This is a genomic window from Streptomyces sp. GL_140, assembly GCF_057834465.1.
In genome coordinates this window covers 7,081,530-7,105,774 of the sequence record NZ_CM174404.1, presented here as the reverse complement: position 1 = coordinate 7,105,774, position 24,245 = coordinate 7,081,530, and the positions used below count along the sequence as shown (strand labels likewise).

General features: G+C 71.0%; 22 protein-coding genes and 1 pseudogene. 10 read left to right on the top strand and 13 right to left on the bottom strand.

From position 1 onward, the window contains the following. Nucleotides 1-34: 34 nt before the first annotated feature. The 3 genes and pseudogenes from AC3IYJ_RS33065 to AC3IYJ_RS33055 form a co-directional block, all read right to left on the bottom strand. A pseudogene (locus AC3IYJ_RS33065) lies at nucleotides 35-1,519 on the bottom strand (aspartate:alanine exchanger family transporter); the annotation flags it as partial. Nucleotides 1,520-1,735: 216 nt separating this feature from the next. Next, on the bottom strand, nucleotides 1,736-3,418 hold the full coding sequence (gene aspT / locus AC3IYJ_RS33060) for an aspartate-alanine antiporter (RefSeq protein WP_489398169.1): 1,683 nt from the start codon (nucleotides 3,416-3,418) through the stop codon (nucleotides 1,736-1,738). A gap of 121 nt (nucleotides 3,419-3,539) precedes the next feature. Then, entirely contained in the window at nucleotides 3,540-5,378 is a 1,839-nt protein-coding gene (locus AC3IYJ_RS33055) for an AMP-dependent synthetase/ligase (RefSeq protein ID WP_489398168.1), read from the bottom strand. Between the two features lie 133 nt (nucleotides 5,379-5,511). On the opposite strand from AC3IYJ_RS33055, the gene AC3IYJ_RS33050 reads away from it, so the two are divergent. Together AC3IYJ_RS33050 and AC3IYJ_RS33045 are read left to right on the top strand one after the other, a co-directional pair. Next, nucleotides 5,512-6,240 (top strand): MerR family transcriptional regulator, encoded by a 729-nt coding sequence (locus tag AC3IYJ_RS33050; RefSeq protein ID WP_489398167.1) that lies wholly within the window; start codon nucleotides 5,512-5,514, stop codon nucleotides 6,238-6,240. A 9-nt stretch (nucleotides 6,241-6,249) separates the two neighbouring features. Next, nucleotides 6,250-6,837 carry a maltokinase N-terminal cap-like domain-containing protein gene (locus AC3IYJ_RS33045; protein WP_489398166.1) on the top strand — a complete coding sequence of 196 codons (588 nt, stop codon included), beginning with the start codon at nucleotides 6,250-6,252 and terminating at the stop codon, nucleotides 6,835-6,837. A gap of 96 nt (nucleotides 6,838-6,933) precedes the next feature. On the opposite strand, the gene AC3IYJ_RS33040 is transcribed toward AC3IYJ_RS33045, so the two are convergent. From AC3IYJ_RS33040 to AC3IYJ_RS33015, 6 genes are all read right to left on the bottom strand, one after another. After that, on the bottom strand, nucleotides 6,934-9,105 hold the full coding sequence (locus tag AC3IYJ_RS33040) for a 3-hydroxyacyl-CoA dehydrogenase NAD-binding domain-containing protein (protein ID WP_489398165.1): 2,172 nt from the start codon (nucleotides 9,103-9,105) through the stop codon (nucleotides 6,934-6,936). 56 nt (nucleotides 9,106-9,161) lie between these two features. After that, the gene (locus AC3IYJ_RS33035) at nucleotides 9,162-10,376 is read right to left on the bottom strand and encodes an acetyl-CoA C-acetyltransferase (RefSeq protein ID WP_489398164.1); all 1,215 of its coding nucleotides are present in this window, start codon (nucleotides 10,374-10,376) and stop codon (nucleotides 9,162-9,164) included. Nucleotides 10,377-10,458: 82 nt separating this feature from the next. Next, entirely contained in the window at nucleotides 10,459-11,601 is a 1,143-nt protein-coding gene (locus AC3IYJ_RS33030) for an acyl-CoA dehydrogenase family protein (protein ID WP_489398163.1), read from the bottom strand. Between the two features lie 9 nt (nucleotides 11,602-11,610). Continuing rightward, nucleotides 11,611-11,736, bottom strand: a complete 126-nt coding sequence (locus AC3IYJ_RS33025) for a hypothetical protein (protein ID WP_489398162.1) — start codon at nucleotides 11,734-11,736, stop codon at nucleotides 11,611-11,613. Continuing rightward, nucleotides 11,736-12,920: a CaiB/BaiF CoA transferase family protein gene (locus AC3IYJ_RS33020; protein WP_489398161.1), complete on the bottom strand. Its 1,185-nt coding sequence runs from the start codon at nucleotides 12,918-12,920 to the stop codon at nucleotides 11,736-11,738. Before AC3IYJ_RS33020 ends, AC3IYJ_RS33025 begins: the two co-directional genes overlap by 1 nt. A gap of 104 nt (nucleotides 12,921-13,024) precedes the next feature. Then, nucleotides 13,025-13,429, bottom strand: coding sequence for an MmcQ/YjbR family DNA-binding protein (locus tag AC3IYJ_RS33015; RefSeq protein ID WP_489398160.1), 405 nt, complete (start codon nucleotides 13,427-13,429; stop codon nucleotides 13,025-13,027). A 278-nt stretch (nucleotides 13,430-13,707) separates the two neighbouring features. Here AC3IYJ_RS33015 and AC3IYJ_RS33010 point away from each other — a divergent pair, with 278 nt between their 5' ends. Beyond that, a complete protein-coding gene (locus AC3IYJ_RS33010) occupies nucleotides 13,708-14,913 on the top strand; it encodes a saccharopine dehydrogenase family protein (protein ID WP_489398159.1) in 1,206 nt (401 codons plus the stop codon). Nucleotides 14,914-15,022: 109 nt separating this feature from the next. Here the strand turns inward: AC3IYJ_RS33010 and AC3IYJ_RS33005 are convergent, their stop codons facing one another. Next, the gene (locus AC3IYJ_RS33005; RefSeq protein WP_489398158.1) at nucleotides 15,023-15,709 is read right to left on the bottom strand and encodes an endonuclease V; all 687 of its coding nucleotides are present in this window, start codon (nucleotides 15,707-15,709) and stop codon (nucleotides 15,023-15,025) included. A 25-nt stretch (nucleotides 15,710-15,734) separates the two neighbouring features. Here AC3IYJ_RS33005 and AC3IYJ_RS33000 point away from each other — a divergent pair, with 25 nt between their 5' ends. Then, nucleotides 15,735-16,034, top strand: a complete 300-nt coding sequence (locus AC3IYJ_RS33000) for a YciI family protein (protein ID WP_489398157.1) — start codon at nucleotides 15,735-15,737, stop codon at nucleotides 16,032-16,034. A 21-nt stretch (nucleotides 16,035-16,055) separates the two neighbouring features. Here the strand turns inward: AC3IYJ_RS33000 and AC3IYJ_RS32995 are convergent, their stop codons facing one another. Beyond that, nucleotides 16,056-16,979, bottom strand: coding sequence for an MBL fold metallo-hydrolase (locus tag AC3IYJ_RS32995; RefSeq protein ID WP_489398156.1), 924 nt, complete (start codon nucleotides 16,977-16,979; stop codon nucleotides 16,056-16,058). A gap of 103 nt (nucleotides 16,980-17,082) precedes the next feature. On the opposite strand from AC3IYJ_RS32995, the gene AC3IYJ_RS32990 reads away from it, so the two are divergent. The 3 genes from AC3IYJ_RS32990 to AC3IYJ_RS32980 all read left to right on the top strand — a co-directional run bounded on the left by AC3IYJ_RS32990 (nucleotide 17,083) and on the right by AC3IYJ_RS32980 (nucleotide 20,718). After that, nucleotides 17,083-18,024, top strand: coding sequence for an AraC family transcriptional regulator (locus tag AC3IYJ_RS32990; protein WP_489398155.1), 942 nt, complete (start codon nucleotides 17,083-17,085; stop codon nucleotides 18,022-18,024). A gap of 287 nt (nucleotides 18,025-18,311) precedes the next feature. Continuing rightward, on the top strand, nucleotides 18,312-18,728 hold the full coding sequence (gene ssgD, locus AC3IYJ_RS32985; RefSeq protein WP_489398154.1) for a spore wall synthesis regulator SsgD: 417 nt from the start codon (nucleotides 18,312-18,314) through the stop codon (nucleotides 18,726-18,728). Between the two features lie 268 nt (nucleotides 18,729-18,996). Then, entirely contained in the window at nucleotides 18,997-20,718 is a 1,722-nt protein-coding gene (locus tag AC3IYJ_RS32980) for an ABC-F family ATP-binding cassette domain-containing protein (RefSeq protein ID WP_489398153.1), read from the top strand. A 49-nt stretch (nucleotides 20,719-20,767) separates the two neighbouring features. Here AC3IYJ_RS32980 and AC3IYJ_RS32975 read toward each other — a convergent pair whose 3' ends face one another. After that, nucleotides 20,768-21,265, bottom strand: coding sequence for an ATP-binding protein (locus tag AC3IYJ_RS32975; protein WP_489398152.1), 498 nt, complete (start codon nucleotides 21,263-21,265; stop codon nucleotides 20,768-20,770). Between the two features lie 272 nt (nucleotides 21,266-21,537). Between AC3IYJ_RS32975 and AC3IYJ_RS32970 the strand changes: the two genes are divergently transcribed. The 3 genes from AC3IYJ_RS32970 to AC3IYJ_RS32960 all read left to right on the top strand — a co-directional run bounded on the left by AC3IYJ_RS32970 (nucleotide 21,538) and on the right by AC3IYJ_RS32960 (nucleotide 23,846). Beyond that, entirely contained in the window at nucleotides 21,538-22,389 is an 852-nt protein-coding gene (locus tag AC3IYJ_RS32970; RefSeq protein WP_489398151.1) for a helix-turn-helix domain-containing protein, read from the top strand. Between the two features lie 66 nt (nucleotides 22,390-22,455). Continuing rightward, nucleotides 22,456-22,707, top strand: a complete 252-nt coding sequence (locus tag AC3IYJ_RS32965; protein ID WP_489398150.1) for a hypothetical protein — start codon at nucleotides 22,456-22,458, stop codon at nucleotides 22,705-22,707. Between the two features lie 167 nt (nucleotides 22,708-22,874). Then, nucleotides 22,875-23,846 carry an acyl-ACP desaturase gene (locus AC3IYJ_RS32960; RefSeq protein ID WP_489398149.1) on the top strand — a complete coding sequence of 324 codons (972 nt, stop codon included), beginning with the start codon at nucleotides 22,875-22,877 and terminating at the stop codon, nucleotides 23,844-23,846. A gap of 105 nt (nucleotides 23,847-23,951) precedes the next feature. Here AC3IYJ_RS32960 and AC3IYJ_RS32955 read toward each other — a convergent pair whose 3' ends face one another. After that, nucleotides 23,952-24,200, bottom strand: a complete 249-nt coding sequence (locus tag AC3IYJ_RS32955) for a WhiB family transcriptional regulator (protein WP_489398148.1) — start codon at nucleotides 24,198-24,200, stop codon at nucleotides 23,952-23,954. Between the last annotated feature and the right edge of the window lie 45 nt (nucleotides 24,201-24,245).

Genomic DNA, 24,245 nt, shown 5'->3' with positions numbered 1-24,245 from the left:
TTCCTTTCGGTGAAGGCGTTTCAGTGGGGGCGCTTCAGTGGTTGAGGAGGACGATGACGGCGCCCCAGATGGTCAGCAGTACGTTGCTGATCGCGTACGGGATGGTGTAACCGAGCGTCGGCACCTGCGATTTGGACTCTTCGTTCACGGCGCCGATCGCGGCCGTGGTGGTCTGACCGCCGGCCAGTACGCCCATCAGGATCGGGAAGCGGATCTTCTGGATGTGGTGGCCGACGAGGAAGCCGACCAGCAGCGGGATCAGCGTGATGACCGCGCCCCAGAGCAGCAGCCCCCAGCCGGCGGTCGCCAGCCCGCTGGTGAAGCTCGGTCCGGCGTTCAGGCCGACGACCGCGATGAAGAGGCAGAGCCCGAGGGTGTCCATGAACCACTGGGCTCCGGGCGGGACGTTGCCGTACGTCGGGTACCTGCCCCGGATCCAGCCGAAGACCAGGCCCATGATGAGCGCGCCGCCCGAGGTGGACAGCGAGATCGGGACCCCGCCCGCGGTGAGCGCCGGGATGCCGAGGCAGCCGCCGAGGAAGATGCCGAGGCCCACCCAGATCATGTCGGTGGCGAAGCTGGTGGGCACGGGCTTGCCGATGGCCCTGCCCGCGGGGTCCACCAGCCGCTTGGGCCCGGAGAGGATCAGGGTGTCGCCGCGCTCCAGCGGGGTGGAGAGCCGGTAGGGGAACTCCGCGCCGGAGCGGAAGAGTTTGTCGATGTAGACCCCGACCATGAAGGGCTCGGCCCTCAGCTCCGCGATGGTCTTGCCGAGCTGCGCCTTCTCCGAGGCGACCACGTGCAGGTTCTCGGTCTGGTAGCCGAGCAGCTCCACGTCGTCGGCCTCAGCTCCGATGTGCGTCCGGGCGTCGAAGTCCACGAGCGATCCGCGCAGGGCGCTGACGGCGACGTCGTCGCCCTCGCGCAGCACGGTCTGCTGGTCGTGGTCGAGGATCGCTCCGTCCCGGCGGATCCGGGTGAGGTAGATCCGGTGACCCAGCGCCTTCTGCTGGTTCTCGAAGTCGTCGATGGTCCGCCCGACGAGGTCGGGCCGCTGGATGGTGTAGGCCCGCAGGACGATCTCGTAGTAGCCCTCGTGCAGGTCGGGGTCGTCGCTGGGCGCGTCGAGCTCCTCCGCGAGTCTGGCGCTCTCGGCGGCCAGGTTGCGGCGGTAGAGCCGGGGCAGCACGTTGGCGAGGAGCATCGCGCAGAGGATGGTGCCGAGCGGGTAGGTGACGGCGTACCCGACCGCGACCAGGTTCTGCTGTTCCGTGATCTGGTCGGGGCTGAGCCCGGGAAGGTTGGCGATCGCGTCCTGCGCCACGCCGATGACGGCGGACTGGGTGAGCGCGCCGCCGAGCAGGCCGTAGCCGGACAGGGCGGCAAAGCCCCAGGAGACCAGCAGACCGGCACCGCACGCGCGGCTGGTGCTGCGGACCTGGGGCAGGCCGTCTTCATTCGGGCCCCGCAAGAACTGCGAGCCGACATTGCAGTCGGTGGCGAAGAGGAACATCTTGAATCCTCCCCCGCCTAATGGAAGGGGATTCCTGGCTCACGCTGCCTGGCGGACCAGCGGCCCGCAAGGACTTCCACGATCAGCGCCAGCCGGGTTGAAACCAGCCCGGAAATCAGCAACGCCAAAGCGGATGTGCGCACTTGGTTCTTGTAACGCACTGCTCGCAATGCACGATACCCGAAATCGAGGTTCATAAAGGGCCATCCGGGTCAGAGGAGGTCAAGCACCGAGGACCCCGACGAGGATCGGCCCGGTCAGTGGGAGCAGGAAGTTGGACAGGGCGTAGGTGATCGTGTAGCCGAGCATCGGCACCGAGCTCTGGGCGACCTGGGTCACCGAGGTGATGGCCGGCGTGGAGCACTGCTGTCCGGCGATGGCACCGATCAGCAGCGGCTTTTCGATCTTCAGCAGCTTGCGTCCGACGACCAGCGAGAGCGTGGCCGGTACGAGGACCATGGCGATCCCGGCGAACGGCAGCAGGGCCCCGTACTCCTTGAGCAGCGGCCAGGCCTGCGGGCCGGAGGTCAGACCGGTGCAGGCGATGAAGACGGCGAGCCCCATGTCCTTGATCGTGGTGGCGGCCTGCGGCGGGAAGGCGCCGAAGGTCTGCCGGCGGGAGCGGAACCAGCCGAAGACCAGACCGGAGATCAGGCAGCCGCCGCCGGTGCCGAGCGAGAGCGGGGCCCCGCCGGCCCGGACCACGATCTGGCCGATGAGCGAGCCGAGCGCGATGCCCAGACCGAGGTAGATGAAGTCGGTGGCGTCGTTCTTGGCCACCGTGCCGATCTTCGCGACGATCCGGTCGAGGCCCGAGCGGGCGCCGACGAGGGTGACGACGTCACCGCGTTCGACGACGGTCTCCCCGTTGGCCGGCAGGTGCTGTTCGCCGCGGAGCACGTCGGTCACGTACACGCCGCTGCTGGCGAACTCCGGGTGGCTGGAGCGGATCGAGTCCAGCGTCCGGCCCGCGACCGAGGGGTCCGTCATCGCGACCTGGCTGGTGGCGAGCGGGGTGTCCACTCCCGGGATGCCGGGGGTCTCGGGTCCGATCATGCGGCCCACCGCGATCGCGTCGGCCCGGCGGCCGACGACGAGGACCAGGTCGGAGAGGGTCAGTTCGAGGTCCGGGGCGGGGGTCAGGCTCTTGGAGCCGCGCTTGACCGCCTCCACGGTGACCCGGCCGCCGGCGGCCGACACCAGGTCGGCCACGGTGCGGCCGTCGGCGAGCGTGACCAGGTGGGTCCGCCCGACCAGGCCGGGCAGCGCCTCGCGCTCGTCGCTCTCCAGACCGCCGCCACCGATCCCGCGCATCTTCTCCCACAGGGCGCGCGAGGCGTCCCGCAGGTTGATGCGGAGCAGCATCGGCATGATCTGGCTGGTGTAGATGACGATGGTGACCAGGCCGAAGAGGTAGCAGACGGTGTACGCGGTGGCCACGTGGCCCTGGTACGAGGAGATCTGGTCCGCGGTCAGGTCGGGGAGCTTGCCGATGGCCTCGGTGGCGGTGCCGACGACGGCGGATTCGGTGGCCGCGCCGGCGAGGATGCCGGAGGCGGTGCCAACGTCGAGGTCGAAGACCTTGGCGAGCAGGTAGGCGAGGCCGAGCACGCTCACGAGTTCGATGAGGCAGAGCGCGAAGAAGCGCAGGCTCTTGCGGTTGAGGTGGGCGAAGAACTGCGGTCCGGCCATGTAGCCGAGGGCGAAGATGAAGAGCGCGAAGAAGATCGTCTTCACGTCGGCGTCGATCTCGATCTTGGCCCAGGCGCCGAGCAGCAGCGAGACGATCAGCGTGCCGCAGATCCCGCCGAGGGTGATCGGGCCGACGCGGAGCTTGCCGAGGAGGTAGCCGAGGGCCAGGCAGAGGAAGAGTGCGAGTTCGGGGTGGTCACGCAGCACACCCATGGGCGGTCAGCCTGCCTTGCAGGATGAGGGGGCGAATGCGAGAGATGTCCACATCCCCCCACCCTTGTCCGGTGGGCAACCCACTGCCCACCGGACAGGGCCATCCGGGGTACGGATTTCCCTACGTGTCCGAGCCCTCGCGCGGCTCCGCGTACAGCCCCTCGATCAGGGCCCCGTACTTCTCCCGGATCACGCGTCGGCGCAGTTTCAGCGAGGGGGTCAGCTCCCCCGACTCCGGGCCCCACTCCTCGGTGAGCAGCCGGTAGCGCTTGATCTGTTCGGTGCGGTTGAGCCGGGAGTTGGCGCTCTCGACGGCGCGGGCGATCTCCTGGCGCACGGCCGGGTGCGCGGCCAGCTCGCCCGGCGTGGCGGCTTCGATCCCGTGGGCGGCGGCCCACGCGGGGGCCAGTTCCGGATCCAGGACGAGCAGGGCCACCAGGTAGGAGCGGCCGTCGCCGTGCGCCAGCGCCTGGCCGATCAGCGGGTGCTCCTTGAGGGTGTTCTCCACCAGGGCGGGCGAGACGTTCTTGCCGTTCGAGGTGATGATCAGTTCCTTCTTGCGGTCGGTCAGCCAGAGGAACCCGTCCTCGTCCAGTCGGCCGATGTCCCCCGTCGGGAACCAGCCCTCCCCGTCCGAGGCGCTCTCCACCGACCCGTCCGGCCGCAGGTAGCCGCCGAAGACCGTGGCCCCGCGCGTGAAGATCTCCCCGTCCTCGGCGATCCGCAGCTCCAGCCCTTCGAGCGGCCGGCCCACCGAGCCCAGCCTGAAGCCGTCCGGGCGGTTGACCGTGCACACCCCCGAGGTCTCGGTGAGCCCCCACGCGTCCATGATCGTGATCCCCCAGCCCGCCCAGAAGCGGACCACGTCGATCGGCATCGGCGCGGTGGCGCTCGCCGTCCACACCAGCCGGTCCAGGCCGGCCATCGTCAGCAGCGGATCCAGCACCCGCTCCTTCGCCGCGGCGTACGAGGCTTCGAGCCCCGCCGGGATCTCCTCGCCGCGCTCCCGGTGGCCCGCGCGGGCGCGCGCCAGGTCGTTCGCGGCTTCGATGGCGCCGCGCTGTTCCTCGGGGAGCCGCCCGAGCACCGCCCGTACGGAGGCGGCCAGCTTCTCCCACACCCGGGGCACGCCGAAGAACTGCACCGGGTGCAGCTCGCGCACCGCGACCGACACGGCGGCCGGGTCGGAGCACAGCCGGACGTGGGCGGCCCGCAGCAGCGGCAGGTAGATCCCCAGGATCCGTTCGGCGATGTGCGCGAAGGGGAGGTAGCAGATGTGCTCGGCGTGCTCGGGGAGTTCCACGTTCCGGTCCAGCCGGACCGCCTGCAGCATGATGTTGCGGTGGGTCAGGCGGACGCCCTTGGGGTCCCCGGTGGTGCCCGAGGTGTAGACGACGGTCAGCGGGTCCTCGGGACGGGCCTCCTGCCAGGCCTTCTCGAAGGCCTCGGGGCGGTGCGCGCCGGCGCCGCCCGCCAGCAGGGAGCCGTAGGTGCGGTGTGCTCCGGCCTCCGCGCCCTCGGCCACGACGAGCCGCTCCAGCGGGACCGCGGGGTCGGCGAGCAGCGGTTCCCACCGGGCCAGCTCGCGGGCCCCCTCGACCACGGCGAGGCGGGCCCGGCTGTGGCGTGCGATGTGGGCTATCTGCTCGGGCGCGGAGGTCCCGTAGACGGTGACGGGCACGGCTCCGAGGTGCACGAGGGCGAGGTCGCTCAGCCAGTGCTCGGGGCGGTTGCCCATCATGAGCAGCACGTGCTCGCCGCGCTCGACTCCGAGGGCGGCGTAGCCGGAGGCGAGGACGGCGACCTCGCGGCGGACGTCCGACCAGCTGAGGGTGGACCAGTCGGCGCCGTCCCGCCAGGAGAGGGCGGGGAGGTCTCCGTGCTCGGCGGCGTTGCGCGCCAGCAGGACGGGGAGGGTCAGCTCTTCGGGAGGTGCGGGCAGTCGCAGTTCTGTGGTCATGGGCAGCTCCTGGCCGTTTCACATCGTTGGTGCGACAGCAATACTGTTGAACACGAACCGTTGTGCTGATCAGAGACGCCGATCAGAGACGTGCCGATCAGAGATGTCCTGATCAGAGAGCGAGGCGGAGAGCATGACCACCCAGGCGCCCGAGCCGACTTCGCTCACCGTCGACGAACTCGCGGCCAGGGCGGGCGTGACCGTCCGCACCGTACGTTTCTACAGCACCCGCGGCCTTTTGCCCCCTCCCGTGATCGGACCTCGTCGGGTGGGCCGGTACGGCCCGGAGCACCTCTCCCGACTGGCCCTGATCGAGGAGTTGCAGCACCAGGGAATGACCCTGTCGGCCTGTCAGCGCTACCTCGACGCCCTGCCCGACGACCTGAGCGCGCACGATCTGGCGATCCACCGGGCGATGGTGGCCACCTGGGCTCCCGACGCGGCCCTGGAGTCCTCCCTCGCGGACCTGGAGAAGCGGGCCGGACGGACCCTGACGGAGACGGACATCCGGCGGCTGACGGCCATGAACGTGCTGACTCCGGCCCCGGAGGGGTTCCGGGTGGACGTGGGGCTGCTGCGGCTCGGGGTCGCGCTGCTCGACGTACCGATCTCGCACGAGACGATCCTGGTCGCGCGCGACCTGCTGCTGGGGCACGCGCGGACGGCGGCGCACCAGCTGACCACGCTGTTCCGGGACGAGGTGTGGGGGCCGTTCACGGAGGGCGAGAGCGATCCGGAGCGGGTGGAGGCGATGAAGGCGCTGTCCGCGCACATGCAGCCGATGGTGGTGCAGGCCCTGGTGACCGCCTTCCAGCGTTCACTGAAGGAGGAGTTGAAGGCCGCGTTCGCCCCGGAGGAGTAGGTTTCGGCCATGGCGATGATCTACAAGACCACGATGAAGCCCGGCAAGTTGGAGCTCCTTGCCGCCTGGCTGCCGGCCCAGTCCTGGTACCTCCCCACGGGGAGCGCACCGGATCTGGCCCGCGCGGGCGGCTTCCGGCTCGACGATCCGCAGGGCGAGGTGGGCATCGAATTCATGGTGGTCACCGATTCCTCGGGCGGGCTGCCGACCGCGTACCACGTCCCCGTCACCTACCGCGGAGCGCCGCTGGAGGGGGCGGAGGCCGGCCTGATCGGCACGTCCGAGCACGGGGAGCTCGGGCTCCGCTGGGTGTACGACGGCCCGCACGACCCGGTGTGGGTGGAGCAACTGCACGCGCTGTTCCAGGGCCTGGCCGAGCCGCAGGCGCAGAGCCTGAGCGACACCCCGGACCGCGATGTCACCGCGCGGTACGAAGGGTCCGGCGTCCCGGGCGCCGCGGACGGGCCCGCGCTCACGGTGGTCCGCGTGCTGCGGGACGCCGCCGCGGCCGGACACCTCGGCGAGGTCACCGCGGGCTGGACCACCCCCGACGGGGCCGCCCACCGCGGCGTGTTCGCCTCACTCGACGCGCGCTGACCGGCGGCGCCGACCGGAGCTGACCGGAGCTGACCCGGGCTGTCGCCCGGCCCCGGGGTCCGGGGCCGGGCGACAGGCCGTACGGGCTTCGCCCGCTCAGTCGGCGTAGGTCTCGCCGCGCCCGGCCTTCTCGACCAGCGAGGCGGGCGGGGTGAACCGCTCCCCGTACTGCGCGGCCAGCTCCTGCGCACGGGCCACGAAACCGGCGAGGCCGCCCTCGTAGCCGTTGATGTACTGGATCACGCCGCCGGTCCACGCCGGGAAGCCGATGCCCATGATGGAGCCGATGTTGGCGTCGGCGTACGAGGTCAGGACGCCCTCGTCGAAGCAGCGGACGGTGTCCAGTGCCTCGGAGAAGAGCATCCGCTCCTTCATGTCGACGAAGGGGATCTCGTACCCGGGCTTGGTGAAGTGCTCGCGCAGGCCCGGCCAGATCCCGGCGCGCTTGCCGCTCTCGTCGTACGCGTAGAAACCGCCCCCGCCGCTGCGCCCGGGGCGCCCGAATTCGTCGACCATCCGGTCGATGACGGTGTCGGCGGGGTGCTCGGCCCAGGACCGGCCCTCGGCCTCGAAGGCCTTGCGGGTCTCGTTGCGGATCTTGCGCGGCAGGGTGAGCGTCAGCTCGTCCATCAGGGAGAGCACCTTGGCCGGGTATCCGGCCTGCGCCGCCGCCTGCTCGATCGAGGCGGGCTCGATGCCCTCGCCGACCATCGCGACGCCCTCGTTGATGAACTGGCCGATGACGCGCGAGGTGAAGAAGCCCCGCGAGTCGTTGACCACGATCGGGGTCTTGTTGATCTGCCGTACGAGGTCGAAGGCGCGGGCGATGGCCTCGTCGCCGGTCCGCTCCCCCTTGATGATCTCGACCAGCGGCATCTTGTCCACGGGCGAGAAGAAGTGCAGCCCGATGAAGTCGGCCGGGCGCGAAACCCCTTCCGCGAGGCCCGTGATGGGCAGCGTGGAGGTGTTCGAGCAGAGCAGCGCGTCGGGGGTGAGGAACTCCTGGATCTCCTGGAACACCTTGTGCTTGAGGGCGGTGTCCTCGAAGACGGCCTCGATGACGGCGTCGCAGCCCGCCAGGTCGGCGGGCTCCGCGGTCGGGGTGATCCGGGCCAGCAGCTCGGCGCGCTTGGCCTCGGTCGTACGGCCCCGGGAGAGCGCCTTGTCGAGCAGCTTCTCCGAGTAGGCCTTGCCCTTCGCGGCGGCCTCGGGGGTGACGTCCTTGAGGACCACCTCGATGCCCGCGCGGGCGCAGGAGTAGGCGATGCCGGCGCCCATCATCCCGGCGCCGAGGACGGCGACCTTGGTGACCTTGCGCGGGGCGACGACCTGCGGGCGGCTGCGGCCGGCGTTGACGGCCTGGAGGTCGAAGAAGAACGCCTGGATCATGTTCTTGGCGGTCTGTCCGGTGACCAGCTCGGTGAAGTAGCGGGCCTCGATGGTCAGCGCGGTCTCGAAGTCCACCTGGGCGCCCTCGACGGCGCAGGCCAGGATGTTGCGCGGCGCCGGGTACGGGGCCCCGTTCAGCTGCTTCTTCAAGTTGGCCGGGAAGGCAGGGAGGTTGGCGGCGAACCGCGGGTTGGACGGGGTGCCGCCCGGGATGCGGTGGCCGGGGACGTCCCAGGGCTGCTTCGACTCCGGATTCGCGTCGATGAAGGCGTGCGCCTTGGCGAGCATCTCCTCGGGCGTAGCGGCCAGTTCGTGGACCAGGCCGTTGTCCAGTGCGCGCTGGGGGCTGTACTGGGTCCCCTGGAGCAGCACCTTGAGCAGGGCGTCGGCGATGCCCATCAGGCGGACGGTGCGGGTGACGCCGCCGCCGGCCGGGAGCAGGCCGAGGGTGACCTCGGGCAGGCCGATCTTGGAGCCGGGGGCGTCGAGGGCCACGCGGTGGTGCGAGGCCAGGCAGATCTCGTAACCGCCGCCCAGGGCAGCGCCGTTGATGGCGGCGACCACGGGCTTGCCGAGGGTCTCGATGCGGCGCAGCGAGCTCTTGATCTGGGTGCCGGTGTCGAAGGCGAGCTGCGCGTGCTCGGGGCGCAGCCGGATCATGTCCTTGAGGTCCCCGCCCGCGAAGAAGGTCTTCTTGGCGGAGGTGAAGATGATGCCTCGGATGGAGTCCTTCTCGGCCTCGGCGCGCTCCGCGATGGCCGCGATGGAGTCCTTGAAGGCCTGGTTCATGGTGTTGGCGGACTGGTTGGGGTCGTCGAGGACGAGGGTGACGACGCCGGTCTCGTCCTGTTCCCAGCGGATCGTGGTGGACTCGCTCATTTTCGCTACTTCCGTGTCGGCCGTGTCAGGGAGGTGTTCTGGGATACCGGGACGATTCAGAGGCGTTCGACGATGGTCGCGACGCCCATGCCGCCGCCGACGCAGAGGGTGACGAGCCCGTAGCGCTTGTCCTGGCGTTCCAGCTCGTCGACGATCGTGCCGAGGATCATCGCGCCGGTGGCGCCGAGCGGGTGGCCGAGCGCGATGGCGCCGCCGTTGACGTTGACCTTGTCGAGGGAGACGCCCATGTCCTTGACGAAGCGGAGCACGACGCCCGCGAAGGCCTCGTTGATCTCGATCAGGTCGATGTCGTCGATGCTCAGCCCGGCCTTGGCCAGCGCCTTGCGGGTGGCCGGGGCGGGGCCGGTGAGCATGATGGTGGGCTCGGAGCCGGAGACGGCGGCCGAGACGATCCGGGCGCGCGGGGTCAGCCCGTTCCGTTCCCCCGCCTCCCGGGAGCCGATGGCGACGAGCGAGGCGCCGTCGACGATGCCGGAGGAGTTGCCCGCGTGGTGGACGTGGTCGATCTTCTCGACCCAGTGGTACTTCTGCAGGGCCACGGCGTCGAAGCCGCCGAGGTCGCCGATGTCCGCGAAGGAGGGCTTGAGCCTGGCGAGGGTGTCGGCGGTGGTGCCGGGGCGGACGAACTCGTCGTGGTCCAGGACGACCAGGCCGTTGCGGTCGGTGACCGGGACCACGGACTTGGCGAAGCGGCCGTCCTTGATGGCGGCGGCGGCCCGCTCCTGCGACAGGGCCGCGTACTCGTCCACGTCCCGGCGGGAGAATCCCTCGATCGTGGCGATCAGGTCGGCGCCGATGCCCTGGGGGACGAAGTTGACGTCCCAGTTCGTCATCGGGTCGTTGAACCAGGCTCCGCCGTCCGAGGCCATCGGGACGCGGGACATGGACTCCACGCCGCCCGCGAGGACCAGGTCCTCCCAGCCGGAGCGGACCTTGGCGGCGGCCATGTTGACGGCCTCCAGCCCGGAGGCGCAGAAGCGGTTCTCCTGCACACCGGCCACGGTGTCCGGCAGCCCGGCCGCGATGGCCGCGATCCTGGCGATGTCGGAGCCCTGGTCGCCGACCGGGCCGACGACGCCGAGGACGATGTCGTCGATGGTGGCGGGGTCCAGTCCGGGGTTGCGCTCGCGCAGGGCGTGGATGAGGCCGACGACCAGGTCGATCGGCTTGGTGCCGTGCAGGGAGCCATTGGCCTTGCCGCGGCCGCGCGGAGTGCGGATCGCGTCGTATACGTAAGCTTCGGTGCTCACTGGTCAAGCCTTTCGGGGGTGCGGAGGCGAGGTCGGGGAGGGGCGGGGTGGTGCGCGGCGGCCGGCCCGGCGGTGCCGGCGGTCAGCCCAGCAGGGAACGGCCGATGATCTCCTTCATGATCTCGGTCGTGCCGCCGTAGATGGTCTGGATGCGGCCGTCGGTGAAGGCCCGTGCGACCCGGTATTCGGTCATGTATCCGTATCCGCCGTGCAGTTGCAGGCAGCGGTCGGCGACCCGCTTCTGGAGCTCGGTGGCCCACCACTTGGCCATCGAGGCGTGGACGTGGTCCAGCTCCCCGTTGGAGTGGTCGGTGATGCACCGGTCGAGGAAGGTACGGGTGACCGCGCACTCGGTGGCCATCTCCGCGATCTCGAACCGGATGTGCTGGAGCTTGGAGAGCGGGCGCCCGAAGGCCTCGCGCTCCTTCACGTACTGCGTGGTGATCTCCAGCAGGTACTCGGCGGCGGCGATGCCCGCCATCGCGATGCCCATCCGCTCCTGCGCGAGGTTGGTCATCAGGTGGACGAAGGCCCCGTTGAGTTCCCCGAGCAGGTTCTCCTTCGGGACGCGCACGTCGTTGAAGAACAGCTCGGCGGTGTCCTGGGCCTTCTGGCCGATCTTGTCGAGGTTGCGGCCGCGCTCGAAGCCCTCGGTGCCGCGCTCGACGACCAGCAGCGACATGCCGTGCGCCCCGCCCTCGGGGGTGGTCTTGGCGACCACGATCACCAGGTCGGCCAGGATCCCGTTGGAGATGAAGGTCTTGGAGCCGTTGAGCACCCAATGGTCGCCCGCGTCCTCGGCGGTGGTCCGGATGCCCTGGAGGTCGGAACCGGCGCCCGGTTCGGTCATCGCGATCGCGGTGATGATCTCGCCCGAGCAGAAGCCGGGCAGCCAGCGGCGCTTCTGCTCCTCCGTGGACAGCGAGGTCAGGTACGGCCCGATGATGTCGTTGTGCAGGCCGATCGCCAGTCCGGCGGCGCCCGCCCGGGTGAACTCCTCCGCGATCACCGCCGCGTACCGGAAGTCGGTGTTCCCACCGCCCCCGTACTCCTCGGGGACGGCCAGGCCGAGCAGCCCCTGCCGGCCGGCGGCCCGCCAGGCCTCGCGGCTGACGATCCCGTCCTTCTCCCACTGCTCGTAGTGCGGCAGCACCTCCTTGGTGAGGAAGGTGCGGACGGTCTCGCGGAACGCCTCGTGGTCGGCGTCGAAGATGCGGCGTTGCATCGGGGCCCCCTAAAGCCGGCTCTGGACGGATTCGATCGACTTGGCCGGCTCGGGGCCGACGGGCGTGACGTCGAGGATGGTCACTGCGGTGGCCCGGAAGGCGGGTCCCCGGTCGAGCATCATCGAGAGTTCCATCAGCCCTCCTTCCCCAGCAGCGCCGGTACGTCCCAGTCCGCCGCCACGGACTCCGTGTGCGCGCCCGGCTGCGCGGGACCGCCCACGACGGCGGCCGGGGTCGCGGAGAAGCGCGGCGCGGGCGCGGGCTGGACGATCCCGGCGGCCTCGACGAAGGTGGCCCGGGCGGCCAGGTGCGGGTGGTGCGGGGCCTCGCGCAGCGAGAGCACGGGGGCCACACAGGCGTCGGTGCCCTCGAAGACCGCCGTCCACTCCTCGCGGGTACGGGTCCTGAAGCGCGCGGCCACGGCCTCGCGGAGCTCGCCCCAGCGGGCCAGGTCCTTGCGGGCGGGGGCCTGGTCGGCGATGCCGAGCAGGTCCACGAAGGTGTCGTAGAACTGCTGCTCCAGCGCGCCGACCGCCATGTGGAGGCCGTCGGAGGTCTCGTAGGTGCCGTAGAAGGGGCAGCCGCCGTCGAGGAGGTTGGCCCCGCGCCGGTCCTGCCAGCCTCCGGCCGCCAGCATGCCGTGGATCATGGCGGTGAGGTGCGCGGTCCCGTCCACGATGGCCGCATCCACGACCTGGCCCGCGCCGCCCGGGGTGCGGGCGTGCTGGAGGGCCGCGAGGACACCGATGACGAGGTAGAGCGAGCCGCCCGCGTAGTCCCCGACCAGGTTGGCGGGGACGACCGGGGGCTCGTCCGGGCTGCCGATCATCCCGAGGGCGCCGGTGACCGCGATGTACGCGATGTCGTGCCCGGCGGTGTGGGCGAGCGGGCCGTCCTGACCCCAGCCGGTCATCCGGCCGTAGACCAGTTTCGGGTTGCGGGCGTGGCAGTCGGCCGGCCCGACACCGAGCCGCTCGGCGACCCCGGGGCGGAAGCCCTCGATGAGCACGTCGGCACGCTCGACCAGGTCGAGGACGCGGGCGGGGCCGTCGGCGGACTTCAGGTCGACGAGGACGGAGCGCTTGTTGCGGTTGGTGATGTCGTAGGCGGGATTGACGGCGAGTCCGCCGCCGCCGGGGCGGTCGACCCGTACGACGTCCGCCCCCAGGTCGGCGAGGAGCATGGCGGCGAACGGGCCCGGCCCGATGCCCGCCAGCTCGACGACGCGCACGCCCGCGAGCGGGCCGTTGCCGCTCCCCGGCACGCCCGCCGACTCGCCCCCCGGCACGTTCTCCGGCGCGGTCCCTGTCACTGCCATCGAGCCCCCAGCATCCGGTGGCACCACTGCGGCCACTGTGTGACACAACTGATGTAACACCAGCGATGCTAGGAACCTGTTCCACTCAGCACAAGAGCAAGCGCTTAGTCGGTTGGCTCGTTTCGGGCGTCGAGTTCCTTCAGGTGCCGCTTGAGGGCGACCGTCCGGTAGCTCTCCTCCACCCACTCGCACAGCACCTCTACGGAGGGCGACGCCCTGTCCCCCAGCGGCACGCTGACCCAGCCCGCCCTCCCCAGCCCGTACCCGGTCGGCTCCGCTCCGGGCGCGGTCATGGCGTGACCGTGCAGCGCCTCGTCCTTGAGCTTCACGGAGATTCCGGGCGGCTGCGGGCCGTCCGCGTTCCCGAGGAAGACGAAGATCTTCTTGTTGACCTTCACGACGCAGTCCTCGGGGCCCCAGGGAAACTCCTCCCCGGCCTCCGGCAGTCCCCGGGCGAACTCCCGGACCGCCTCCCACTTGCGCACCGCTGCCTTCACCGACGCCTCCATCCACCACTGACACCGACAGCCGGCCTTCACGCTAACGCCGACGCGCCGGCCCCGGCCGGACAGCCGCGCCGCAGCCGGCCCCGCGTCCCGGGGCCTGCTCCAAGCCGCCCCGCACCGCCGTCCGTTCACCGCGGCCCGCACCACCCGCCCGGCCACTGACCCGCCCACTCGCCCGCCCACCCATCCGGCCGCCGACCCGCCCACCCGCCCGCACGGGCAGCGGTCGCGGGCGCTAGCCTCAGCCACCACCGACACCGACACCGCCCGGGAGACGCCCGATGAACGCAAGTGTTCGACACGAACCGCGCACCGCGGCACGGGAGTACGACATCGTGCTCTTCGGCGCGACCGGGTTCGTGGGCGCGCTGACCGCCGAGTACCTCGCCGTGCACGCCCCCGCCGACTGCCGGTGGGCCCTCGCGGGCCGCGACCTCGCCAAACTGGAGCGGCTGCGCGAGCGGCTGACCGCCCTCGATCCCCGCTGCGCGGACCTGCCGCTGCTGCGCGCGGACGCCCAGGATTCCGGAGCCCTTCGCGAACTGGCCGCCTCCACCAGGGTGCTGGCCACGACCGTGGGACCTTACGTCTGGTACGGGGCCGAACTCGTGGCCGCCTGCGCCGCCGCGGGCACCGACTACGCCGACCTCACCGGTGAACCCGAGTTCGTGGACCGGATGTACGTCGAGCACGACGCCCGGGCCCGCGAGACCGGCGCCCGCATCGTCCACGCCTGCGGCTTCGACTCGATCCCGGCCGACCTCGGGGCGTACTTCACCGTCGGACACCTGCCGGCCGGGGTCCCGCTGACCGTGGACGGGTTCCTGCGCTCCAACGCCCTCTTCTCGGGCGGCACGCTGACCACGCTGCTCACCGCGATGGGCCGGGGTCCGCAGAACCTGGCGGCCGCCCGCGCCCGCCGGCTGCACGAGCCGCGGCTGCTGGGCCGGCGGGTACGGGGGCCCGTGGGCGCACCGCGCTTCAGCCGGGAGACCGGGGCGTGGGCCCTGCCGCTGCCCACCCTGGACCCTCAGGTCGTGGCCCGGTCGGCGGCCTCGCTGGAGCGCTACGGTCCGGACTTCCGCTACCGGCACTACGCCTCGGTCCGCCACCTGCCCGTGGCGGTGGGCGGTACGGCAGCGGTCGGCGCGACCGTCGCGCTCGCGCAGATCCCCCCGGTGCGGCAGTGGCTCGCCGACCGGTGGGAGCCCGGCCAGGGCCCGGACGCGGAGCGGCGGGCGCGCAGCTGGTTCACCGTGCGGTTCGTGGGCGAGGGCGGCGGCCGCCGGGTCTTCACCGAGGTCTCGGGCGGCGACCCGGGCTACGGGGAGACCGCGAAGATGCTGGCGGAGTCGGTGCTCTGCCTGGCCTACGACGCCCTGCCCGAGCTCTCGGGCCAGCTGACCACCGCGGTGGCCATGGGCGACGCCCTCCTGGACCGGCTCCAGAAGGCGGGCATCCGCTTCCGGGTCGCGTCGGCCGGCTGAAGCCGGCGCCCACCGGCCACCGCTCCAGGGCCTATCGTCAAAGTGCCGTCTGCCTCGCGACGCCCGGCAGGCCGCCCTCCGGGCGACGACGCCACTTTGACGACAGGCCCTAGGCGGCGGCGGTGGCTTCGCGCAGGGCACGCCGGCACAGCGAGTCGGCGTGCCGGGTGGTCTCGGGGATCCGGAAGCGGGGGCTGAGGGCGAGGGCGTGCGCGCAGGCGTTGTCCAGCGACACCCGGTGCCCGACCGACACGTAGACGGGTTTGATCCCGTCCTGGGTGCGCAGCGCCCGCCCGACGACGTCGCCCTCGGCCGCGCGCAGCGGGGCCCACTCGCCGCGCCCGGCGCCCGGTTCCCCGTAGGTGAAGGTGAACGGGTTCTTCGCCACACCGATGGCGGGCAGTCCCGTGACGACGCCGAGGTGGCAGGCGAGGCCGAAGCGGCGCGGATGGGCCAGCCCGTACCCGTCGCAGACGACGAGGTCGGGCGTGACGGCCAGCGCCTCCAGTGCGGCGAGCACGGTCGGCAGTTCGCGGAAGGCGAGCAGGCCGGGCACGTAGGGGAAGCTGACGCGGCCCACGGAGGTGGATTCCTCGACGACTTCGAGGGTGGCGCCGTCCAGCACCACGGCCGCGGCGGCGACCAGGTCGCGCTCGTCGTCGTAGGCGACGTCCACTCCCGCGATCAGCCCGGCGCCAGGCGGCGGCCCGGTCTCGGTCAGAACCACGCGTCCGCGCAGTTCGTCCTGTATCGCCTTGGCCTCGGCCTCGTCGGCGGGGATCTTCGCACTCGTCATAGTGGGCGAGAGTAGCCTGGCGATCATGTTCGTCATGGAGCTCACCTACACCGCGCCCGTCGAAGCCGTCGAAGAGGAGATGGACGCGCACATCGCCTGGCTGGACGGCTACTACGCGGCCGGAATCTTCCTCGCCTCGGGGCGCAAGGTCCCGCGCGACGGCGGAATGATCCTGGCCGGCGGGGTCTCCCGCGCGGAGATCGAGAGGATCGCCGCCCAGGACCCCTTCACGGTGGCGGGCGTCTGCTCCTACCGCATCACGGAATTCATCGCGACGAAGACCTCGGCGGACCTGTCGACGGTGCGGGAGAGCCCGGTGGTCTGAGGCCGTCGGCCACCGCCGCCCTCACACGCCCGCCCACCGGCCCAGCGCGAGCCCGTCGCCGTTCCGGCGGACTTCCACGGCTCCCGAGCCGCCGAAGTGCGCCGGGACGAGCAGCTCGCCCTCGTCCGCGGCGCGTTCGAGAATGCGCCGGCGGCTCGATGCCGCCGACCGCGCGTCCATGCAGAAGCAGCTGTTGCAGGCGGGATCCAGGATCTGCACCGGGCTGTGCAGGAGGTCACCGACGAAGACCGCGCGGTCGCCGCCGGAGGCGAGGCGCAGCACGGACGAGCCGGGGGTGTGGCCGGGAGCGGCTTCCAGGGTGAGGTGTTCGTCGATCCGGTGGGATCCCTCCCAGACCACGGCCTGCCCGGCCCGGTGGACGGGGGCGATGCTGTCCTCGTAGATCAGCCGGTCGTCCTCGCGAAGGCCGTTCCCGTACGCGTTGGCGGGACCGAAGTGGAAGTCGTCCGCGGCCGGGATGAGGTACTGGGCGTTGGGGAACGTGGGCACCCACTCCTGCCCCTCCCCCGCGGAGCCCCCCTCGCTGACCGTGTTCCAGCCGACGTGGTCGCCGTGGATGTGGGTGTTGACGACGACGTCCACGTCCTCGGGCCGGACACCGGCGCGCGCCAGGCTGCCGAGGAAGTCGCCCTGCCGGTGGTGGAACAGCGGCGATCCGGGCCGCTCGCGGCCGTTGCCCACGCCCGTGTCCACCAGGACGGTCCGCCCGCCGCTGCGCAGGACCCAGGTCTGGAGCGTGAGCACCGCCCTGCCGGTGCCGGGTTCCCAGTGGTCCGGCGCCAGCCAGTCCTCGTTGTCCTTCCACGTCCGGGCCGTCGAGTCCGGGACGAGGTCACCGGCGGGGGTGAAGGCCCCGTGCCACTCCACGACCCTGCTGACCTCTACGTCACCCAGGACGATGCCCTGCTTGCTCTCGCTGCTCATGCCCTCAACTCTAGGAAGGCCGAGATGAGCGGATCAATACCTGTTCTGATCATTCGAATACGCAGAGCTCTCAACACCGAGACGGTGCGGGTATCCTGCGGACATGGATGTGGTGAGCGACGCGATCTCCGCCGTACGCATCGGGCGGCCCTCCTCGAACCGGGTCCGGGTCGACGGAGGCTGGTGCGCGAGGTTCGCCCCGTACGAGGGCGCGGGCTTCCACGTGGTGATGGAGGGCAGCTGCTGGCTGCTGCCCGACGGCGGCGAGCCGATCACCCTCGGCACCGGCGACGCGGTGCTCCTGCCGCACGGCGCGGGGCACGTCATCGCCGACTCCCCGGCCGATACGAAGACCGTGGAGCGGGCGGTGCCCTTCGAGCGCTGGGCCGCCGAAGGGCAGCCGCCCCGGCGACCGGCCGCCCCGGCCGCACCGGTCGCATCCCGCGAGGTGGAGCTGCTGTGCGGCAAGTACCGGCTCGACCGGAGCCACGCGCACCCGCTCATGGAGGAGCTTCCGCAGGTCGTCCACCTGCCGAACCGGGTCGGCGTCAACCTCGAACTCCGGTCCGCCATCGATTTGTTGGGGCGCGAGCTGGACGGGCAGCGACCCGGCGCCTGCATCGCGGTCCCGAGCCTGCTCGACCTCCTCCTCGTCTACATGATCCGCTCGTGGATGACCGAGGGCGCGGCCGGCGGCGCCCCGGCCGGGGTCTGGCCGGCCGTGCTCGGCGACCCGGTGACCGCCGCGGCCCTGCGCGCCCTGCACTCGGACCCGGCCGCCCCGTGGACCAATGACCTCCTGGCCGCCGAGGCGGGCGTCTCGCGCCCGACGCTGGCACGCCGGTTCGCGGCCCTCGTGGGCCGGTCCCCGATGGCGTACCTCACCTGGTGGCGCCTGACGCACGCCGCCGCCCTGCTCCGCGACACCCCGGACTCACTGGCGACGATCGCCCACCGGGTCGGCTACGGCACCCCGTACGCCTTCTCGCACGCCTTCAACAGGGAGTTCGGGACCACGCCGGGGCGCTACCGCACCGGGCGGTGAGCCGGACGCTCCCACCCCGTACGGAGCGGTGCACCGGGTGGTCCGGGGCGGGCTTGAGCCTGTGGAGTGAGCTGGAACCGGCCTTCCTGCGACCGCTCCGGGCCGTGCGGGCAGGGTCGAGGAGCCCGCACCCCCGTCACCCTGTGCGATCACACAGAAAGGATCAAGCCATTCGGTGACACAGCTCACGCAACCTCGCGTGCACTGATTCGCCATTTCCGGCGTCTATCCCGTTGCCGGGTCCTACCCCACAACCCGGCAAGAGATCTGCCGCAAGGGAGCGAGCCTTGATCACTGTCATCGAGCAGGCCGTGCAGGCCCGACTGGTCGCCACCGCGCCGAAGGTCGAAACCGTACCGGTCACGTTCTGCTATGACCGGGCCGATCCCTTCGCCGTCCGCATGGCCTTCCCCGCGCCCGCCACCCTGGAGGGCGTCGAGGTCTCGTGGACCTTCTCGCGCGAGCTGCTGGAGTCCGGACTCGACCGGCCGGCCGGCTGCGGTGACGTCCGCGTGCGCCCGTACGACGCCGACCGGACCACGGTGGAGTTCCACGCCCCCGAGGGCGTTGCGATCGTGCTGATGGTGACGGCGGACCTGCACCGGTTCCTCGAGCGGGTCTCGACGATCGTGCCTCCCGGGCTGGAGCACCTGTACCTGGACATGGACCAGAGCCTGGCCGAGCTGATGCGCGACTCCTGCTGATCCTCGCATCCCCTTCCCGCCAGGCCGTCCCTTTCGGATCTTGTCGACTTCGTCCGCGTCGAGATCCGAAAGGGACGGCCTAATTCGTTTGCGGGCGGTTCCGGCCGCCCGTAGCTTCGTGGATGCCCCATCGCCGCCGAAACGGAGCAGGACATTGCTCGTCTGAGGTCCGAGACACCGACCCGAGGCCCGACCACCGTCGGGCCGTCGCCCACGGCCGGCTGTCTCCCCGAGTTGCACTCACCACTCACGCAACCTGGAGGCCTCCATGAGTCCTGCTCCCTCATTCATCACCTGCTCCGCCCTGTCCTTCGCCTGGCCCGACGGAACCCCCGTCTTCGACGGGTTCCAGCTGACGGTCGGCCCCGGCCGCACCGGCCTGATCGGGCTCAACGGCTGCGGGAAATCCACCCTCCTCAAACTCATCGCCGGTGAACTGGCCGCCTCCGACGGCCAGTTGACCACCTCCGGAACGGTCGGCTACCTCCCGCAGACCGTCACCCTCGACACCGCCCTACGGGTGGACGAGGCCCTCGGGATCCACGCCACCCGGGCCGCCCTGCACGCCATCGAGGCGGGCGAGGCCACGGAGGCGAACTTCGAGGCCGTCGCGGACGACTGGGACGTGGAGGAAAGGGCCCTGGCCACGCTCGACCAGCTCGGGCTCGGACACATCGGACTCGACCGCACCGTCGGTGAACTGTCCGGCGGCGAAGGCGTGTTGCTGCGCCTGGCCGCCCTGCTGCTGGCCCGTCCGGACGTCCTGCTGCTGGACGAGCCGACCAACAACCTCGACCTGCGGGCGCGCCGCCGGCTGTACGCCGCGGTCGAGTCCTGGTCCGGAGTGCTGGTCCTGGTCAGTCACGACCGGGAGCTGCTGGAGCGGGTCGACCAGATCGCCGACCTGCGGGACGGCGAAGTCCGCTGGTACGGAGGCAACTTCACGGAGTACGAGGAGATGCTGGCGGCCGAGCAGGAGTCGGCCGAGCGGCTGGTCCGGGTGGCCGAGGCCGACGTCCAGCGCCAGAAGCGCGAACTGTCCGACGCACAGCTCAAACTGGCCCGGCGCAAGCGGTACGGCCAGAAGATGAACGACAACAAGCGCGAGCCGAAGATCGTCATGGGCGCCCGCAAGCGTGCGGCCCAGGAGTCGGCCGGCAAGCACCGCATCATGCACGCCGAGAAGCTGGCCCAGGCCAAGGAGCGGCTCGACCACGCGGCCCTGGCCGTACGGGACGACGCCGAGATCCGGATCGAACTCCCCGCCACCCGGGTCCCGCCGGGCCGCCGCGTACTCACCCTCAGCGAACTGCGCCCGGTCCACGGAGCCGGGGTGGCGGGCGAGTGGGAGCTGCGCGGTCCGGAACGGATCGCGCTGGTGGGCCGCAACGGCTCCGGCAAGACCACCCTGCTGCGGACGATCGCCGGAGAACTGGCCCCGGCCTCCGGCGAGTCGAAGACCCACGTGCCCACGCGGTTCCTGCCGCAGCGGCTCGACGTGCTGGACGACGACCGCACGGTCGTGGAGAACGTGGCGCGCTTCGCCCCGCACGCCACGAACAACCTCATCCGGGCCCGGCTCGCGCACTTCCTGTTCCGGGGTGCGCGGGCGGACCGGGCGGCCGGCACCCTGTCGGGCGGCGAGCGGTTCCGGGCCACCCTGGCGGCGCTGCTGCTCGCGGAGCCGGCCCCGCAGCTGCTGATTCTGGACGAGCCGACGAACAACCTGGACCTGGCGAGCGCGAGGCAGCTGACGGACGCACTGGATTCCTACGAGGGCGCACTGCTGGTGGCCAGCCACGACGTGCCGTTCCTGGAGTCGATCGGCATCACGCGGTGGCTGCTCCTCGACGGAGACGGAGAGGAAGACGGAGCGGGCGAGGGCGACGGAGAGGGCGGGGCCGAGGCCGACCGGGACGGCGGTGGCGGTGGCGGCCGGATGCGGCCGACCACGGCCGAGGAGGTGCGGGAGTCCCTGTGGCACACGTGAGTCGGGCCCTCCCCAGGGACCCGCGGCGCCGAAGGCGCCCGCCGCCGGTCTAACCCGGGATCGACAGCGGAAGCGGCAGCGGAAGCGGAAGCGGAAGTAAGGCCCAGGACTTGGTGCCCCCCATGGCCGTGAGGACGGGGGTCAGGCCCCAGTCTCCGCCGCACGCATCGACGACCGCCGAGAGCAGCCACATCCCGCGGCTGCGCCGCCGTCTGCACTCCTCGCTCGCCTCGGGCGAGGAGTGCGCCGGGTGCTGGTCGTAGACGACGAGCCTGAGCGCGTCGAACTGCCAGCGCACCTTGAGCATCATCTCCTTGTCCGGCGTGAACCGGTGTGCACAGGTGACGAGTTCGGAGACGGCGAGGGCCGCGGTGTCGCACAGGTCGGGCAGCCCGTGCCGATCGAGCAGGGACCGTACGGCTCCCCGGGCGCTGCCCGCGCAGTAGGCACCGCCGGGCAGGCCTATGGAGTAACTCAGATTCTCCGCCTCGGGCGGGACCTGCCGGAACTCGTGGACCGGCCGCAGGCCGCGGAGAGTTCCCGTCATCGTGCTGCTCCAAGGATCTGAATGCGTGGGGCCTGAGGCCCGCGGCCCGATCAGGAGCCGTGTGGTCATGCGCCCCGTGATCAAAGCCGTGTGGTCACAGCCGTGTGGTCATACAAGGCCTCGAGGTCGCCCCGTGTGAGACTTGCGCTACCGACCGTAGCGCAACTGGGTGCACAGTGCTACTACTTGTACGACGACTTGATGATTTCTCATGGCATTTCCGGACTGATGGGGCCCTCCCGCACGCCCCCGACCGGAGGAGAGGGGACCCCGTGCCACCGAGGAGTACGCCGACCGCGCGACAGCAGCGCCTGGGCGCGGAGCTGCGCAGACTCCGTGAGCAGTCGGGCACGACGGTGCAGCAGGCCGCCGCGCTCCTGGGCGTGGACCGCACCCGGATCCCGAACATCGAATCGGGCCGGATCGGCATCAGCGCCGAGCGCGTCCGCACCCTCGCGTTCAACTACGACTGCCCCGACACCGGGCTGGTCGACCTGCTGGCCTCGATGGCACAGGAGCGGGACAAGGGGTGGTGGGAACAGCACCGGGGGGTGCTGCCGCCCGCACTCCTGGACATCTGCGAACTCGAGCACCACTCGGTCGAGTTGCACACCGCCGTGACCACGCACATACCCGGGCTGCTGCAGACCGAGGCGCACGCGCGGGCCGTCTTCGACACCGCCGACCCACCGCTGCCCGAGCCGCACCTGCAGGCCCGACTGGCCCTGCGGATGCAGCGCCAGCGGGTGTTCGCACGCGAGGCGCCGCCGCTCTACGAGGCGGTCGTGCACGAGGCCGCGCTGCGCATGCAGTTCGGCGGCCCCAAGGTGGCCAGGGCGCAGCTCGAGCACATATTGGAGCAGTCGGAGCGGGCGCGTACGACGGTGCGCGTGATTCCGTTCACGGCCGGCGGGTTCCCGGGCGCCGGCCAGTCCTTCACCTACGCCGCGGCCACGATCGGCGAGCTGGACACCGTGCAGCTGGACAGTTCGCACGGCTCGATGTTGCTGGATTCGCAGATGAAGCTGCTCCGCTACCGCGGGCTGCTGGAGCGACTGCGCTCGCTGACGCTGCCGGCCTCCGAGTCCCGCGACTTCGTCCACGCCATCGCACAGGCCCTCTGACCGACCGACCGGCTGACCGGCTGACCGACCACCTGACCGGATCCGACGAGGAGACGAGAGAACGACATGAGCGCGACCACCACGCCCACGACCACTGCGGCGGCGCCGCCGGCAGCCACCCCGGCGGCGTCCGGCATCGCGTGGGACGAGGCCTTCTGCAGCGAAGGCGCGAACTGCTTCCGCTTCGGGCTCGACGCCGAGGGCCAGGCCTACATCGGCACCACGGAGTCCGCCGCATACGTCACCGACTCGATCGAAGCCCTCCGCGCACTCATCTCCGCCGTCAAGGCGGGAGCAGCGGACCACCTCCTGGCGTGACTTTGGTCCTCCCGAAACCCCCTCCACGCCCTTTTAAACTGCATAAATAACGGGACGTAATCGGGCATATGCCTGGGTGGGGCTTGGCTGGCCTTGATGTCGCGCTTAACCTACGACTCCGTAGGCTACGGAACCGTAGGTAATTCGCTTTGCACCCAGGAGTACCCGTGACGATCACCTCTCCCCACCTCGGCAGCTCGGAGGCGTGGACCGACGCCAAGCTGCTGTTCGCGCTGGAAGAGGTGGTCGAGAAGGAACTCAACCGCCATCTGAAGGTCACCAAGGACTGGATGCCCCACGAGTACGTCCCGTGGAGCGACGGCCGCAACTTCCCCGGCTTCTTCGAGGACGGCGAAGCCTGGGACCCGCAGCAGTCCAAGGTCACCGAGATCGGCAAGATCGCGCTCGTCGTGAACCTGCTGACGGAGGACAACCTCCCCAGCTACCACCACGAGATCGCGTCCCTTTTCGGCCGCAACGGCGCGTGGGGCACCTGGGTGCACCGCTGGACCGCCGAAGAAGGCCGCCACGGCATCGTGATGCGCGACTACCTGCTGGCCTCGCGCGCCGTGGACCCGGACAAGCTCGAAGCATTCCGGATGCAGCACATGTCGGAGGGCTTCGAGTCCGACAACCGCCACTCGATGCTCCACTCCGTGGCGTACGTGGCCTTCCAGGAGCTCGCGACCCGCATCTCGCACCGCAACACCGGCCACCAGTCCGGTGACCCGGTCTGCGACCGCATGCTGGCCCGTATCGCGCAGGACGAGAACCTGCACATGATCTTCTACCGCAACCTGCTGGGCGCGGCCTTCGAGATCGCCCCTGACCTGACGATGCAGGCCGTGCGGGATGTCGTGGTCGACTTCCGGATGCCCGGACACGGGATGCCCGGCTTCGAGCGGATGGCCGCGCAGATGGCGATCGGCGGGGTCTACAACCTGCGGATCCACCACGACGACGTACTGAGCCCCGTGATCCGCTTCCTGAAGATCATGGACATCGACGGTCTCGGCCCGGAGGGCCAGAAGGCCCAGGAGGAGCTCGGGCTCTTCATGGACGGCCTGGACTCCGAGGCCCGCAAGTTCGACGAGCGCCTGGCCGCCCGCGCGGCGCGCATCGCCGCCCGCAAGGCCTGACGGCCGCGGCCGTGCACAACGGCCACAACTGACGCGGAGCCCCGGCAGAGCAAAGCTCGCCGGGGTTTCGCGCGTCCTGACGACGGGCGGCGGACAGCGGTCCGGTCAGGGGCGGAGCGGGCGCAGGGCCTGGCGCTCGGATTCCGAGAGGCCGCCCCAGACGCCGAAGCGCTCGTCGTTGGACAGCGCGTACTCGAGGCAGGCCTTGCGGCCCTCACACGCCCCGCAGAGCCGCTTCGCGTCGCGCAGCGAGGAGCCCGGCTCCGGGAAGAAGAACCCGGGGCCCGTCTGAGCGCACAGGGCGAGCTCGTACCAGGCGGGGGCGGCGAGGGCGGCGGTGGTGTTCATCGACATGCCGCTGAGCCTGGTCGGCCGCGATGGACGTCCGATCAACGACTG